The following is a 14,463-nucleotide window of genomic DNA, read 5'->3' on the forward strand; positions in this document are numbered from 1 at the left end:
ATAACCACGAAGCCTAACTTAAATAAGGCATCGTGGTTATTTTTTATTGTGATCATTCATTTGATTGTTATATTAACGTTTAAAGCTATCAAAATGTTCTCCCGTCAAATAATAATATACACTTTCAGCAATATTAGTTACATGGTCCCCCACACGTTCTAAGTTACGTGCTGCTAAATGTGCTTGCCCAGCCACAAATGGATCATTATCTATTAAATATGTTGTATTGACGATATTAGCATATAAATCATCTATATCTTGATCACGATCAATAATTTCACGAATTAATGTAATATCTTCATGTTTTGCGGCCGTATTTAAATCTTGCAGCATAAGCATCGCAAGTTTCCCCATTGTTTTAAGGCGTGTAAGCACGTAATCATCCGTTATTTTAACTCTTAAACGAATATTAGCGATACTTGCAACATTATCACCCATTCTTTCAAAATCAGTAGCAATTTTTAAAGCTGCCATCATCATTCTTAAGTCGCTAGCAATAGGCTGTTGTTTCATAATAAGTAAAATAACTTTTTCATTTATTTCACAATCTAATTTATTAATATCTTTATCTTTATTAATGACTTGACGCGCAAAATTTTTGTCTTTTTCACTTAATGACACAATTGCATTATTTATATTGAAGTACGTATACAAGCCCATGCGACGAATATCTTTTAATAATTCATCGAGTTGTTCTTGATAATTTTGACGAATAATTGTCATATTTTTTAACCAAAACGTCCAGAAATATAATCTTCCGTCTGCTTATCAGAAGGATTAGAGAATATTTTGTCCGTATCATCATATTCATTAACATAGCCATTTAAGAAAAAGGCCGTTTTATCCGAAACACGTGCGGCTTGTTGCATATTATGTGTCACCATAATGATTGAATAATCTTTTTTAAGCTCTTGTACAAGTTCCTCGACTTTTAACGTTGAAATCGGATCTAAGGCTGAAGTTGGCTCGTCCATTAAAATAACATCTGGTTCAATTGCCAAACATCTCGCTATACAAACACGTTGTTGTTGACCGCCAGATAAACCATATGCGTTCATGTGTAAACGATCTTTCAATTCATCCCAAATTGCTGCTCCACGTAACGATTTTTCAACAATTTCGTCTAATATTTTTTTATCTTTAATACCATGCGTTTTCGGGCCATAAGTAATATTATCATAAATTGATTTAGGGAATGGATTAGGTTGCTGGAAGACCATACCAACATTTGTACGTAGTTTCTCTTTTGAATACTTCTCATCAAAAATATTTTTATCACGATATAATATTTTTCCTGCTGTCTTAACGGAAGGTACTAATTCTACCATGCGATTGAGCGCTTTAATGTAAGTCGATTTTCCACAACCAGATGGTCCAATAATTGCTGTAACGTTGTTTTCTAAAATGTCTAAGTTAATATTTTGTAACGCATGATTATCTCCATACCACAAATCTAAATTTTGTGTTGAATAGACTACTTTTCTATCACTATCTGAAAGATGGTCTTCTTTTTTTGAATGCTCTGTTGTTATTATTGTTGAATCATTTTGTGCTTTGGTTGTTTGTTGATTATTTTTTTCTACTGCTTGTTCTATGTTTTCTTTATCTTTAGTTAAATTGTTTGTCATTTTGAAAACTCCTTCACTCTCTAATTACTATAAAAACAAATCCCTAGTTCACGTGAACACCCAACATGATTAGAACTTTTTACTAAATTTATTACGGAAATAAATAGCTAAACCGTTCATTAATAATAAGATAACTAAAAGTACTATAATTCCTGCTGAAGCAACATTTTGAAATTCTGCTTGCGGTAATTTAGCCCAGTTATATATCGCCATTGGTAACGCCTGGAATTGATCCATGACAGAATTAGGTAAACGCAATAGTATTGTAGGAATACCTATTAAAATTAATGGCGCAGTTTCACCTAAAGCACGAGATAATGCTAGAATAAAGCCGGTTAAAATTCCTGGTAGTGCTGCTGGCAACACAACTTTTCGGATTGTTTGCCACTTGTTTGCACCTAAACCATAAGATGCTTCTCTAACTGATGACGGCACTGCTCTTATTGCCTCTTGAGCTGCAACAATAATGACAGGTAAAATTAATAACGTCATGGTTAATGCACCAGCTAAAATTGAATTACCTAATGATAAGGCTTGAATATTCATACCTCTAACAAAGATTGTCAATCCAAGTAATCCGAAAACTACAGAAGGTACACCAGCTAAATTAGAAATACAAACTTTAATAAAATCTGTAAATGGATTTTTCTTAGCATACTCCTCTAGATAAATTGCTGTTCCTACTCCCAAAATAATTGAAAATGGTATGATGGTTAACATGAGCCATAATGTACCAACCAGAGCCCCTTTTATACCCGCTTGAGAGGGTGTTGATGATGAAAAATTAGTAAAGAATGAAGGCGTTAGATGACCCACACCTTTAATTAAGGTATCAATAAGTAATGCTGCTAAAAAAAGCAACCCAATCAACGTACATGCTAAAAATAAAAATTTATTGATTTTATTTTTAGTCATGCGTGTACTAATATTTTTTTCAACTTTAGACTGATCTACTAAAGCTTTTTTGTGTATATTTGTTGATGATGACATATTAATACTCCTCTCTAAAGCGCTTAGAAATCCATTGAGAAAGCAGGTTCATTAGTAACGTAAATATAAATAATGTAAATCCAACAGCATAAATACTGTAATAAACATCTGAGCCATATGTTGCATCCCCAGTCGCAACTTGAACTATATAACCTGTCATTGTTTGAATGGAACCTGTTAAATCTAAGGAAGCAGTTGGTGTACTACCCGCCGCTAGTGAGACAATCATTGTTTCACCAATAGCTCTTGAAATCGCCAAAACGATTGAAGCCAATACACCTGAAATAGCTGCTGGTAACACTACTTTCGTCGCTACTTCAAACTTAGTAGCTCCAAGCCCCAGTGCACCTTCTCGAATTTTATTCGGAACAGAAGACATTGCATCTTCACTCATACTCGTAATTAACGGTATAATCATCACACCAACAACCAATCCTGGACTAATTGAATTAAAGCTTCCTAATTCTGGAAAAATAGATCTTAAAATTGGTGTAATGAATGTTAATGCGAAGAAACCAAAAACGATTGTCGGAATCCCAGCTAAAATTTCTAATATTGGCTTAATAATACGTCGCGTTCTATCACTTGCGTATTCACTTAAATAAATGGCTGCACCCAATCCAATAGGTACTGCAAATATTGCTGCGATAAGCGTAATTTTTAACGTCCCTATAACTAAAGCCCAAATGCCATATTTAGGACTAGATGAAAATGGTGCCCATTCTGTAGTGAAAAGAAATTCAGTAATGGATACCCTAGTGAAAAATGTAATTGTTTCTGTTAATAATGTAACTAATATGCCAATCGTAACTAATATAGATATAAATGAAATAACAGCTAGAATCATAGGTACGATTTTATCGCTTTTACCGCCCTTTTTTGCGTTATTCTTGGCAATCAATTCCCTAACATTTGTATTTGAAGCCATACCATACACACTCCGTTTTCTCCCAATTATTAAAAAAGTGGATTGGGAATAGATTCGGTTTAACTCTGAGTTAATCAGTGATGCACGCGTCAATTAACTCATGTTCAACCTACATAAGTGAGTATACGTATTTCATTACGTTTCTATCACTTATTTTATTCCCAACCCAGTTCTATTGATTTATTTATTATTTATCTTTCTTGTCTTTTTTATCTTTATCTTTTTTATCATCTTTTTTGCCATTTTTGTCGATGAATTTATCTAATTGCTTTTGTTCTTTTTTGTAATCATCTTTTGGCAATGCTACATAACCTGCATCTTCTGCAGATTTACCTTCATCTTTAAGAACGAATTTCATAAATTCTTGGAAGCCTTTATTTTCTTCTAATGATTTTTCTTTTGCATAGATGAATAATGGTCTACTTAAAGCGTATGAATTATCTTGTATTGTTTTTTTAGTTGGTTTTGTATCTTTGCCTTTATCGTCTTTAATTTTTACTTCTTTCAATTTATCTTTATTTTGTTGATAGAAGTTATAGCCAAAGTAACCAATACCTTCTTTATTTTTCTCTACAGATTGAACGATAACATTCGTATCTGCATTTTTCTCAGCTTTAATATCACCTTTATCCATTACTTCTTCACTGAAGAAATCATAAGTACCATGTGATTGGTCTGGTGAAAATGCTTTGATTTTTTTATTTGGCCAACTTGAATTTACATCTTTCCAAGTTTTAGCTTCTCCAGAGTAGATTTTTTTCAATTGGTCTTTTGATAAAGAATCAACAAAATCGTTATCTTTGTTTACCGTTACTGTTACGCCATCTTGAGCAATTTTGTATTCTTTATATTTGATATTTTTGTCTTCTAATTTTTTCTTTTCTTCATCTTTAATCGGTCTTGAAGCATTTGAGAAATCTGTTTCTCCAGCGATGAATTTTTCGAAGCCACCGCCAGTACCAGAAGTACCAGATGATACTGTTACATCAGGATAATCTTTAGCAAATTTTTCGTTTAGTTTTTCAACGATAGGACCTACTGTGGATGATCCGTCACCTTTAACTTCTCCGCTAACATCTTTACCATTACCTGAGCCATTTCCGCCACAAGCTCCTAATAAAACCGAAGCGCCCAATACAGTAGTACCAACTAATTGCCACTTTTTCATTAATATATCCTCCTAATATAAATAACCCAAATGTTATATGTATTTCTTACACTTCTAATACTACAGACCCTTTGTTAAATTAAAATAGAGTGAATGTAAATGTTTTGTTAAGTTTAAAACCGCTGATAAATTAAGCTTATATAATCTGTTTTAATGAAGCTTGTATTTAAAAAGAAAAATGGTAGCTAGACAAATATAAGTTCAACTTATTGCCTACTACCATTTTTAAATACTGTATTTAGTTATAATCTATGTGGCTAAATTTAATCCTCAACACGGCTCCAGCCTTTTTTCGTCAAAGAAATTTTTCCCGTTTCAATATTAATGATTTTTTGTTTGTATAAATGACCAATAGCTCGTTTAAAAGAACCTTTACTCATATTAAAAACTTCTTTAATGGCTTCTGGACTTGATTTATCCCAAAAAGGAAGCTCACCATTATATTCAACTAATAAATCAAAAATGATTTGTCCATCATCATCTAAGCGTTCATGTGCAAGTGGTAAGAATGACGCATTAAGCTCTCCTTTGTCGTTATGACCAATGACGCGTACATTAACTTTTTCTCCTAGACGCGGCTCTGACTTGCGTTCAGACTCATGTACAAATATTTTGTATCCCTCTTTAGATAGTAAGAAACTACCTACTCTTAATAAACGATATGGTCTTGCTTCTATAATTTCATTTAACATATCATCATCTTGCACTGGCGTGTACATTTTTTCGACAATTGTTTCACTAGCGAGACGAGCAAACATGTGATTGTCACGATCGATACGCAAAGTAAGGAGTAAATAATCCCCTGCTACGGGCCATATATCTTTAACTTTTGGTAAATCTTCCCAAGGCACTAGCACTTCTCTAGGTAAACCGATGTCTACATGCGCACCATCACGGTCCGTTTTTAATACTTTAGCAAAATCATATTTATCTTTTGTTATATCAGGCATGTTTTGCGTTGCAAATAAATCCCCAGATCTATTGGGATATATAAAGAAACTATATTCCTCTCCTATTTCTAACTCATCATCATCACTTATTTCAGATTGATTCAATTTAACTTGTTCACCATTCGGGCCTTTTAACAAATAAGTAGAACCTTGTTTGCCTTCGACTTTTAGAAATTCAATTGAACCTACTATATCTTTATCTAATGCCATATTGTTCTCCTTCGAGTAATGTATTCCTATTTATTATAACATGTCTAATGTTTTCTACCATAACAACAATTATTCAGTCGAAAGTCAAGATATTATATGATATAATTCATCCGTTAGAAAAACGTAAAAAAGGAGCAAATGAATGTTACAAGTTACTGATGTTAGTTTACGTTTTGGTGATCGTAAACTATTTGAAGATGTTAATATTAAATTCACTGAAGGTAATTGTTATGGTCTTATTGGTGCTAATGGCGCTGGTAAGTCAACGTTTTTGAAAATTTTATCAGGTGAATTAGACTCACAAACTGGTCACGTTGTCTTAGGCAAAAACGAACGTCTCGCCGTATTAAAACAAGATCACTTTGCCTATGAAGATGAACGTGTACTTGATGTTGTTATTAAAGGACATGAACGTTTATTCGAAGTAATGAAAGAAAAAGATGCCATATATATGAAACCAGATTTTAGCGATGAAGACGGTATTCGCGCTGCCGAACTTGAAGGTGAATTTGCTGAGATGAATGGTTGGAATGCTGAAGCAGATGCTGCTTCTTTACTATCAGGATTAGGTATTTCTACTGATTTACACGACAAAAAAATGGCTGAATTGGAAAATAATCAAAAAGTAAAAGTCTTATTAGCACAAAGTTTATTTGGCGACCCTGATGTATTACTACTTGACGAACCTACCAATGGTCTAGATATTCCAGCAATTAGCTGGTTGGAAGACTTTTTAATTAACTTTGATAATACTGTTATTGTTGTGTCTCATGATCGCCACTTTTTAAATAACGTATGTACCCATATTGCTGATTTAGATTTTGGAAAAATTAAATTATATGTTGGGAACTATGATTTCTGGTATCAATCAAGTCAATTAGCACAAAAGATGGCTCAGGAACAAAATAAAAAAAAAGAAGAGAAAATGAAAGAGTTACAAGATTTCATCGCACGATTCTCTGCTAATGCTTCTAAATCTAAACAAGCTACAAGTCGAAAGAAACAGTTGGAAAAAATTGAATTAGATGATATTCAACCATCTTCAAGACGTTATCCTTTTGTTAAATTTACACCAGAGCGTGAAATTGGTAACGATTTGTTAGCAGTTGAAAATATCTCTAAAACAATCGATGGTGAAAAAGTCTTAGATAACATTTCTTTTACTATGAATCCTAATGATAAAGCAATTCTAATTGGTGACAGTGAAATTGCCAAAACAACATTATTAAAAATCCTTGCAGGAGAAATGGAACCAGATGAAGGTACTGTTAAGTGGGGAGTTACGACATCATTAAGTTATTTCCCTAAAGATAACTCAGAGTTCTTTGAGGGTGTGAATATGAATTTAGTTGATTGGTTGCGTCAATATGCACCTGAAGATGAGCAAACAGAAACATTTTTACGTGGTTTCTTAGGCCGCATGCTATTCAGTGGTGAAGAAGTTAAGAAAAAAGCCAGCGTTCTTTCAGGTGGAGAAAAAGTCCGTTGTATGTTAAGTAAAATGATGCTTTCAAGTGCCAATGTTCTGCTACTCGATGAACCTACAAATCATCTTGACTTAGAAAGTATCACTGCTGTAAACGATGGTTTGAAGTCATTTAAAGGTTCAATTATCTTTACGTCATATGATTTTGAATTCATCAATACCATTGCCAACCGTGTCATTGATTTAAATCAAGCTGGTGGATTATCAAAAGAATTACCATATGAAGAATATCTAAAAGAAACTGGCGTTCTCTCATAATCTCCCCATCGATTTCTAAACAAACTGGTACATTAAATATAGTTTGCCCTGTTCTCTCAAGTATGTCTTCATCATGCTTCGCACTTAAAAGAACTGGAGTTAATCTTAATGTCACTTATTATAAAAATCATTCAGAGCCTAAGACGTAATTATGTTTTAGGCTCTAAAGTATATATTGGCATTGGCAGTAGTCGACTGAATTGAAAATATGCTTATATCAAGCTTTTTTCGATTTTAGTCATACATGCCGGTAAGAAATACAAATTCAAAATGAATACTGTCGCGCTTCCTTCCACTTGTCAGAGAGCGTGATGTCTAAACTTATATTTAAATAAACCTGTTTATTATTTTTAAAAATGCATAGCAGCGATATTACTTTTTACATTAACTATGATTAATTAGTCAATTACAGCATTATGAAACCTTTAATTGTCAGTAAATTTGTAAAAATCTAAATTCTCAGTTTACAGATGCTAACCCACCATGTATAATGAAAAACATATCAATTGAATAAGATTTTGATGAGGCGCATCAATCATTAGTAAGAAATAGAGTACTGTCTGCTAACAGCTATTTCTGAAAGGGTGCGATGCCGAAATAATGCAACTAGCAGGTTCGCTTTATTGGACTTTATGGTTAAAAGCCAAAAGTTTGTCATTATTTTTTAATAATGGAGTGCATCACTTGTTATAAAAATCCCGAGCAAGTTCGCGCATTCCGAACTTGCTCTTTTTTAGTAGCATGTGTCTCCTTTAATATTGGAGGTTTAACAATTTGAAACGACGCGTTTTAAAATTTGGCGGTTCATCAGTCGCTGATTTTACAAAAATAAAAAATATCGCAGCGATGCTTAAGCGTCGTGTCGATGAAGGTGAACAATTAATTGTAGTAGTAAGTGCTATGGGTAAAACAACGGACCTGTTAATGGAAAACGTACAATCATTAACAACAACACCTAGAGATCAAGAACTTGCCCTACTGTTAACTACCGGAGAACAACAAACTGTTTCTTATTTATCAATGGTTCTCAATGATATAGGTGTTGCTTCCCGTTCAATGACAGGTTATCAAGCTGGCATTAAAACAATAGGTCATCATTTGAAAAGCAAAATTGCTGAAATCAATCCTGCAGTATTTGATCATGCATTTGAGACGTATGATGTTATTGTTGTGGCAGGTTTCCAAGGTATAAATGATAACTATGAATTAACCACGCTTGGTCGTGGGGGTTCAGATACTACAGCCGTTGCACTTGCCGCTAGTAATGCAACCCCATGTGAAATCTACACAGATGTCGATGGTGTTTATGCAACAGACCCTCGTATTTTGAGTCGAGCTAAGAGATTAGATGTCGTCTCTTATGAAGAGATGATGGAAATGAGTGCATTAGGCGCAGGCGTATTAGAGACTCGAAGTGTTGAGTTAGCCAAAAATTATGATATTCCTATCTATTTAGGACGTACTTTATCAAATGTGAAAGGAACATGGATTATGCCCAATAGTGAAATATTAGAGAAAAAAGCTGTCACTGGTGTAGCTTTAGATAAACACATGATGCATATCACAATTAGCTATCCTTTATCTGATGACCGTTTGCTTACACAACTATTTACCGCTTTAGATAAAGGCGCAATTAATGTAGATATGATATCTCAAATTGTCAATGTTGAAGGATTACAATTATCATTTTCTATCAAAGATAGTGATATTCATCAAATCTCAGATATATTAGAAAATCTATCCGTATCTTTTAGTGCATTAGATTATAAGATTAATGAAACATATGTCAAAATTTCACTAATTGGTTCAGGCATGCGCGATATGTCAGGCGTAGCTTCTAAAGCATTTATCACATTGATAAATGCCAAAATCCCTTTTTACCAGACAACCACTTCTGAAATTAGCATTTCTTATGTCATTGATGCACAGAATGGTGACCGAGCCGTACAAACATTGTATGATGCATTTGAAATATAGAATATGTTTCTGGGACATAGCTATATTTTAGGCTCTGAACCCTATATTGGTAGTATTGACTGGATTGAAAATACGCTGATACAAAGCTTTTTTCAATCTTAGTCAATCTTTCCGGGGCGGGACTACAAATTCATATTGAATTCTGTCCCAATCCCATAGATACATTTTAAAGATTTTCAAAATTTCAAATAGAATGAATAATGGAGTGACAGACTTATGACAAGATTAGCAGTAGTTGGAGCAACAGGATTAGTTGGAACAAAAATGTTAGAAACTTTAGATAGAAAAGGCATTCCTTTTGATGAATTAGTGCTTTTTTCTTCAGCGCGCTCAGCTGGCAAGAAAATTGATTTCCAAGATCAAATATATATAGTACAAGAATTAACAGAAGCAGCAGCAAGTGAACATTTTGACTATGTCTTAATGAGTGCTGGTGGTGGTACAAGTAAACAATTTGCTCCTATTTTCGAACAAGCAGGTGCAATTGTAATTGATAACTCAAGCCAATGGCGTATGAATAAAGAAATAGACTTAGTCGTTCCAGAAGTAAATGAACCCCATTTTAAACGCGGCATTATTGCCAATCCAAACTGCTCAACTATTCAATCAGTAGTTCCACTAAGAGTTTTGCAAGAAAAATTTGGTTTAAAACGTGTTGCATATACAACATATCAAGCCGTTTCAGGTTCTGGTATTAAAGGAAAAAGAGATTTAGCTGAAGGTGCAAATGGTAAAGCACCAGAAGCATATCCTCACCCTATTTATAATAATGTTCTACCTCACATCGATATCTTTTTAGAAGATGGCTATACTAAAGAAGAACAAAAAATGATTGATGAAACACGTAAAATATTAAACGAACCAGACTTACGTGTAACGGCAACATGTGCACGCGTACCAGTACAAGATAGTCATAGCGTTGAAATCGATGTTACGCTCATTGAAGAAGCAACAACTGAAGAAATCAAAGCTTTATTTGACAAAGATCCTCGTGTTGTTCTCGTAGATAATCCAGCCAATAATGAATATCCATTAGCCATTAATTCTACGGGCAAAGATGAGGTATTTGTTGGACGTATTAGACGTGATGACTCACTAGACAATACATTCCATGTTTGGTGTACTTCTGATAACTTACTAAAAGGCGCCGCATTAAATGCCGTTCAAGTATTAGAGCAAGTCATTAAATTAAAAGGAGCTAGATAATTATGGCACATTTATTCGAAGGTGTTGGTGTAGCTCTAGCTACCCCATTTACTAATAATGAAGTTGACTATCAAGCACTTGAAAGACATGTTGATTTTTTACTTAAAAATAATGTTAAAGCAATTATTGTCAACGGTACTACTGCAGAAAGCCCTACGCTAACTGACAACGAAAAAACACAGGTACTCGAAGCCGTTATTAAACAAGTCAATCATCGTGTAACGATCATTGCTGGAACTGGCACAAATAATACTGCAAAATCTATACAGGCATCATTGCGTGCAAAAGAACTAGGCGCTGATGCAATCATGTTAATCACACCTTATTATAATAAAACAAACCAACGCGGCTTAATTAAGCATTTTGAAACGATTGCAAACGAGGTTAAATTGCCTGTAGTACTTTATAATGTACCTTCTCGTACTAATATGACGATTAATCCAGAAACAGTCGAAACGCTAAGTCATAATGATTATATTATAGCTATCAAAGATGCCACTAATGACTTTGCATATTATGAAGAAGTAAAAAAACGTATTAACCAAGCGGAGTTTGCATTATATAGTGGTAATGATGACAACGTCGTTGAATTTTATAATCGAGGCGGCAATGGGGTCATTTCAGTCATTGCAAATGTGATACCTCAAGAATTTCAAGCTTTATATGATGCTAAACAAAGAGGAGAAAATATTACAAAAAGTTTCGAACCAATAAGTAAACTATTATCAACTTTATCATGTGATGTAAATCCAATTCCGATTAAAGCTTTAACAAGTCATTTAGGTTTTGGTAATTATGAACTACGTTTACCACTTCTACCTTTAGAAGCTGCAGAAACTAAAGTATTAATTAACGCTTACGAGCAATTTAAAGCAGGTGAACTTTAATGAAGATATTATTAATTGGTTATGGCGCAATGAATCAACGTGTTGCACGACTAGCTGAAGAAAAAGGTCATCAAATCGTTGGTGTCATTGATCGCGAAAATAGCCCGAGCACACCTTACCCACGTTATGACCATATCAAGGATGCACAAAATGAGGCAGATGTAGCCATTGATTTTTCAAATCCCAAATTATTATTACCATTGCTCGATGAAGACTTTGAATTGCCATTAGTCATTGCTACAACTGGTGAAAAAGAGCAACTTACAGCTAAACTTAAACAACTTAGTAAACGCATGCCAGTTTTCTTCAGTGCAAATATGAGTTATGGTGTTCATGCATTAACTAAAATTTTAGAAGTAGCTGTTCCCCTATTACAAGATTTTGACATCGAATTAACAGAAGCACATCATAACAAAAAAGTCGATGCACCGAGTGGAACACTTGTCAAACTTTATGACGTAATTAAAGAATTACGTGAGAATGTGACACCCGTTTACGATAGACATGAACGTAATGAAAAACGCACTAAAGATGAAATTGGTATCCACGCAGTACGTGGCGGAACGATTGTTGGAGAACATGATATCCTGTTTGCCGGTACTGATGAAACAATAACAATTTCACATAAAGCACAATCAAAAGATATTTTTGCAAATGGTGCCATAGGAGCTGCAACGAAACTCGTTCATAAGAAAAATGGTTTTTATACTTTTGACAATTTATAATTTAAGGAGAGACATCAATTATGGTTCAACATTTATCAGCGCAAGAAATAATTCAATTCATTAGTGATGCAAAAAAATCTACACCACTAAAAATATATATCAACGGGGATTTTAGTAATATATCATTTTCTGATTCATTCAAAGTCTTTGGATCAAATAACTCTAAAATTATTTTCTGTGAAGCAGATGATTGGAAGCCTTTCTATGAGCAATATCAATCTAGTTTAACTGATTTAGAAATTGAAATGGATCGAAGAAATTCAGCTATCCCGCTCAAAGATTTAACAAATACTAATGCGCGTATTGAGCCTGGTGCTTTTATTCGTGAAGGTGCCACAATAGAAGATGGAGCTGTCGTTATGATGGGCGCCACAATTAATATTGGTGCAGTCGTTGGTGAAGGTACAATGATTGATATGAATGCAACTTTAGGCGGACGTGCAACAACTGGAAAAAATGTGCATGTGGGTGCTGGTTCAGTATTAGCAGGCGTTATTGAACCACCAAGTGCGCAACCAGTGGTAATTGAAGATAATGTCTTAATCGGTGCGAATGCTGTTATTCTTGAAGGCGTTCACGTTGGTAAAGGTGCCATTGTAGCTGCAGGTGCCATTGTCACTCAAGATGTACCAGCAGGTGCAGTCGTTGCAGGTACACCTGCAAAGGTTATAAAACAAACATCTGAAGTAGAAGACTCAAAACATGAAATTGTCTCTGCTTTAAGAAAACTAAATGATTAATCACTTTGTTCAATTAAATTAAAGTACTTCGGAGGTTGAGATGTTGCAATTGCTTATCATTTCACCTCCTTAGTTATACTTTTTACAAGCGGTATACTACAAATATTTAAGTTACAATAGATGTATGTATTATATTGATAAAAGAGGATGATAGCATGAATGAATTAGAATTTGTAACAACACATAGACGTCACTTACATCAGCATCCAGAACTTAGCTTACATGAATTCGAAACAACCAAATATATTACTGCGTTTTTAGATGATATCGGTGTATCTTATGAAAGACCCCTTGAAACAGGCGCAATCGCTTATTTAGAAGGCAACAGTGATCATACTATAGCTTTTAGAGCAGATATTGATGCTTTGCCTATTTTTGAGGAAAATGATATCGATTATCGTAGTCAAGTTGATAATGTTATGCATGCCTGTGGTCATGATGGACACACAACTGCATTGATGTTATTCGTAAAACGTTGTAAAGACCAAGCGGATAAAGGACTATTGCCACATAATGTCGTATTTATTTTCCAACCAGCTGAAGAAACTGGTGGCGGCGCCAATCGTTTAATCAAAGCAGGTGCATTTAATAACTACCCTATTGAAGCCATTTTTGGAGTTCATGTAAATCCTTTTGCAGAAGAAGGACAAATCGTTATTCGTGATAATGAGATTACTGCTAGTGCAACTGAATACCGTTTTTATCTGCAAGGATTATCTAGCCATGTTGCCGATAAAGAGCAAGGTCATTCTTGTGGAGAAGCATTGCAACACGTGCTTGCTCAAGTGGGAATGATCCAACAGTTTCATCTTAATGGCTTGAAGCGAAATATTGTCCATATGGGCCACTTTGAAGCTGGAGAAGCTATTAACACAGTGCCAAGCCACGGTTATTTAGAAGGTACAATTCGTACTTATGATGCAAATGATTTAAATAGCGTTAAAACACAGATGCAAAAAATTGCTAAAAGTGTGAGCTTACTTTTCAACGTTGATTGTCAAGTTAAATTTGAAGAAGGCTATCCTGCAACGATGAATAGCCCACAATTACGTAACACAGTTGAACAGGCCATTGTCAATGCTGGCTTAGAAGTTGTTGAGAAACCTTTACCTTTTTTATTTGGAGAAGATTTTAGTTTCTATGGTCAACAACTTGCCCCAGCTTATTTTGCATTTGTTGGAACGCGTAACGAAGCCAAAAATTATATTACTGGATTACACACATCCCATTTAAATTTCGATGAGCGTGTATTAATTTATGTAGCTGATTACTATGAAAATTTATTAAAACAATATGGGGAGGCATAACAT

General features: G+C 34.2%; 13 protein-coding genes and 1 riboswitch. Of the genes, 7 read left to right on the top strand and 6 right to left on the bottom strand.

Going from position 1 to position 14,463, the window contains the following annotated elements:
* Positions 1-72 precede the first annotated feature (72 nt).
* The 6 genes from phoU to cvfB all read right to left on the bottom strand — a co-directional run bounded on the left by phoU (position 73) and on the right by cvfB (position 5,874).
* Complete coding sequence (gene phoU / locus HMPREF2864_RS01880; protein ID WP_002459122.1) at positions 73-723, bottom strand: phosphate signaling complex protein PhoU; 651 nt, start codon at positions 721-723, stop codon at positions 73-75.
* 5 nt (positions 724-728) lie between these two features.
* Entirely contained in the window at positions 729-1,628 is a 900-nt protein-coding gene (pstB, locus tag HMPREF2864_RS01885) for a phosphate ABC transporter ATP-binding protein PstB (protein WP_002459123.1), read from the bottom strand.
* A gap of 69 nt (positions 1,629-1,697) precedes the next feature.
* A complete protein-coding gene (gene pstA / locus HMPREF2864_RS01890; RefSeq protein ID WP_002459124.1) occupies positions 1,698-2,618 on the bottom strand; it encodes a phosphate ABC transporter permease PstA in 921 nt (306 codons plus the stop codon).
* A 1-nt stretch (position 2,619) separates the two neighbouring features.
* Positions 2,620-3,546, bottom strand: a complete 927-nt coding sequence (pstC, locus tag HMPREF2864_RS01895; protein WP_002478202.1) for a phosphate ABC transporter permease subunit PstC — start codon at positions 3,544-3,546, stop codon at positions 2,620-2,622.
* A gap of 187 nt (positions 3,547-3,733) precedes the next feature.
* A complete protein-coding gene (locus tag HMPREF2864_RS01900) occupies positions 3,734-4,714 on the bottom strand; it encodes a PstS family phosphate ABC transporter substrate-binding protein (RefSeq protein WP_002459126.1) in 981 nt (326 codons plus the stop codon).
* A 263-nt stretch (positions 4,715-4,977) separates the two neighbouring features.
* The gene (gene cvfB / locus HMPREF2864_RS01905; RefSeq protein WP_070544845.1) at positions 4,978-5,874 is read right to left on the bottom strand and encodes an RNA-binding virulence regulatory protein CvfB; all 897 of its coding nucleotides are present in this window, start codon (positions 5,872-5,874) and stop codon (positions 4,978-4,980) included.
* Positions 5,875-6,016: 142 nt separating this feature from the next.
* Between cvfB and HMPREF2864_RS01910 the strand changes: the two genes are divergently transcribed.
* The 7 genes from HMPREF2864_RS01910 (at position 6,017) to HMPREF2864_RS01940 (ending at position 14,460) form a co-directional block, all read left to right on the top strand.
* A complete protein-coding gene (locus HMPREF2864_RS01910; protein ID WP_002459128.1) occupies positions 6,017-7,618 on the top strand; it encodes an ABC-F family ATP-binding cassette domain-containing protein in 1,602 nt (533 codons plus the stop codon).
* Between the two features lie 513 nt (positions 7,619-8,131).
* Positions 8,132-8,307, top strand: a riboswitch (Lysine riboswitch).
* Positions 8,308-8,392: 85 nt separating this feature from the next.
* Positions 8,393-9,595, top strand: a complete 1,203-nt coding sequence (locus HMPREF2864_RS01915) for an aspartate kinase (protein WP_002459129.1) — start codon at positions 8,393-8,395, stop codon at positions 9,593-9,595.
* A 216-nt stretch (positions 9,596-9,811) separates the two neighbouring features.
* The gene (locus HMPREF2864_RS01920) at positions 9,812-10,801 is read left to right on the top strand and encodes an aspartate-semialdehyde dehydrogenase (protein WP_070544846.1); all 990 of its coding nucleotides are present in this window, start codon (positions 9,812-9,814) and stop codon (positions 10,799-10,801) included.
* A 2-nt stretch (positions 10,802-10,803) separates the two neighbouring features.
* Entirely contained in the window at positions 10,804-11,688 is an 885-nt protein-coding gene (gene dapA, locus HMPREF2864_RS01925; RefSeq protein ID WP_002459131.1) for a 4-hydroxy-tetrahydrodipicolinate synthase, read from the top strand.
* The gene (gene dapB / locus HMPREF2864_RS01930; protein ID WP_002478208.1) at positions 11,688-12,413 is read left to right on the top strand and encodes a 4-hydroxy-tetrahydrodipicolinate reductase; all 726 of its coding nucleotides are present in this window, start codon (positions 11,688-11,690) and stop codon (positions 12,411-12,413) included. The genes dapA and dapB overlap by 1 nt, the downstream gene beginning before the upstream one ends.
* A gap of 20 nt (positions 12,414-12,433) precedes the next feature.
* The gene (dapD, locus tag HMPREF2864_RS01935) at positions 12,434-13,153 is read left to right on the top strand and encodes a 2,3,4,5-tetrahydropyridine-2,6-dicarboxylate N-acetyltransferase (protein ID WP_070544847.1); all 720 of its coding nucleotides are present in this window, start codon (positions 12,434-12,436) and stop codon (positions 13,151-13,153) included.
* 155 nt (positions 13,154-13,308) lie between these two features.
* The gene (locus HMPREF2864_RS01940) at positions 13,309-14,460 is read left to right on the top strand and encodes an amidohydrolase (RefSeq protein ID WP_002459134.1); all 1,152 of its coding nucleotides are present in this window, start codon (positions 13,309-13,311) and stop codon (positions 14,458-14,460) included.
* Positions 14,461-14,463 lie beyond the last annotated feature (3 nt).

This window comes from Staphylococcus sp. HMSC059F04, from assembly GCF_001812565.1.
GTDB lineage: Bacteria > Bacillota > Bacilli > Staphylococcales > Staphylococcaceae > Staphylococcus > Staphylococcus lugdunensis.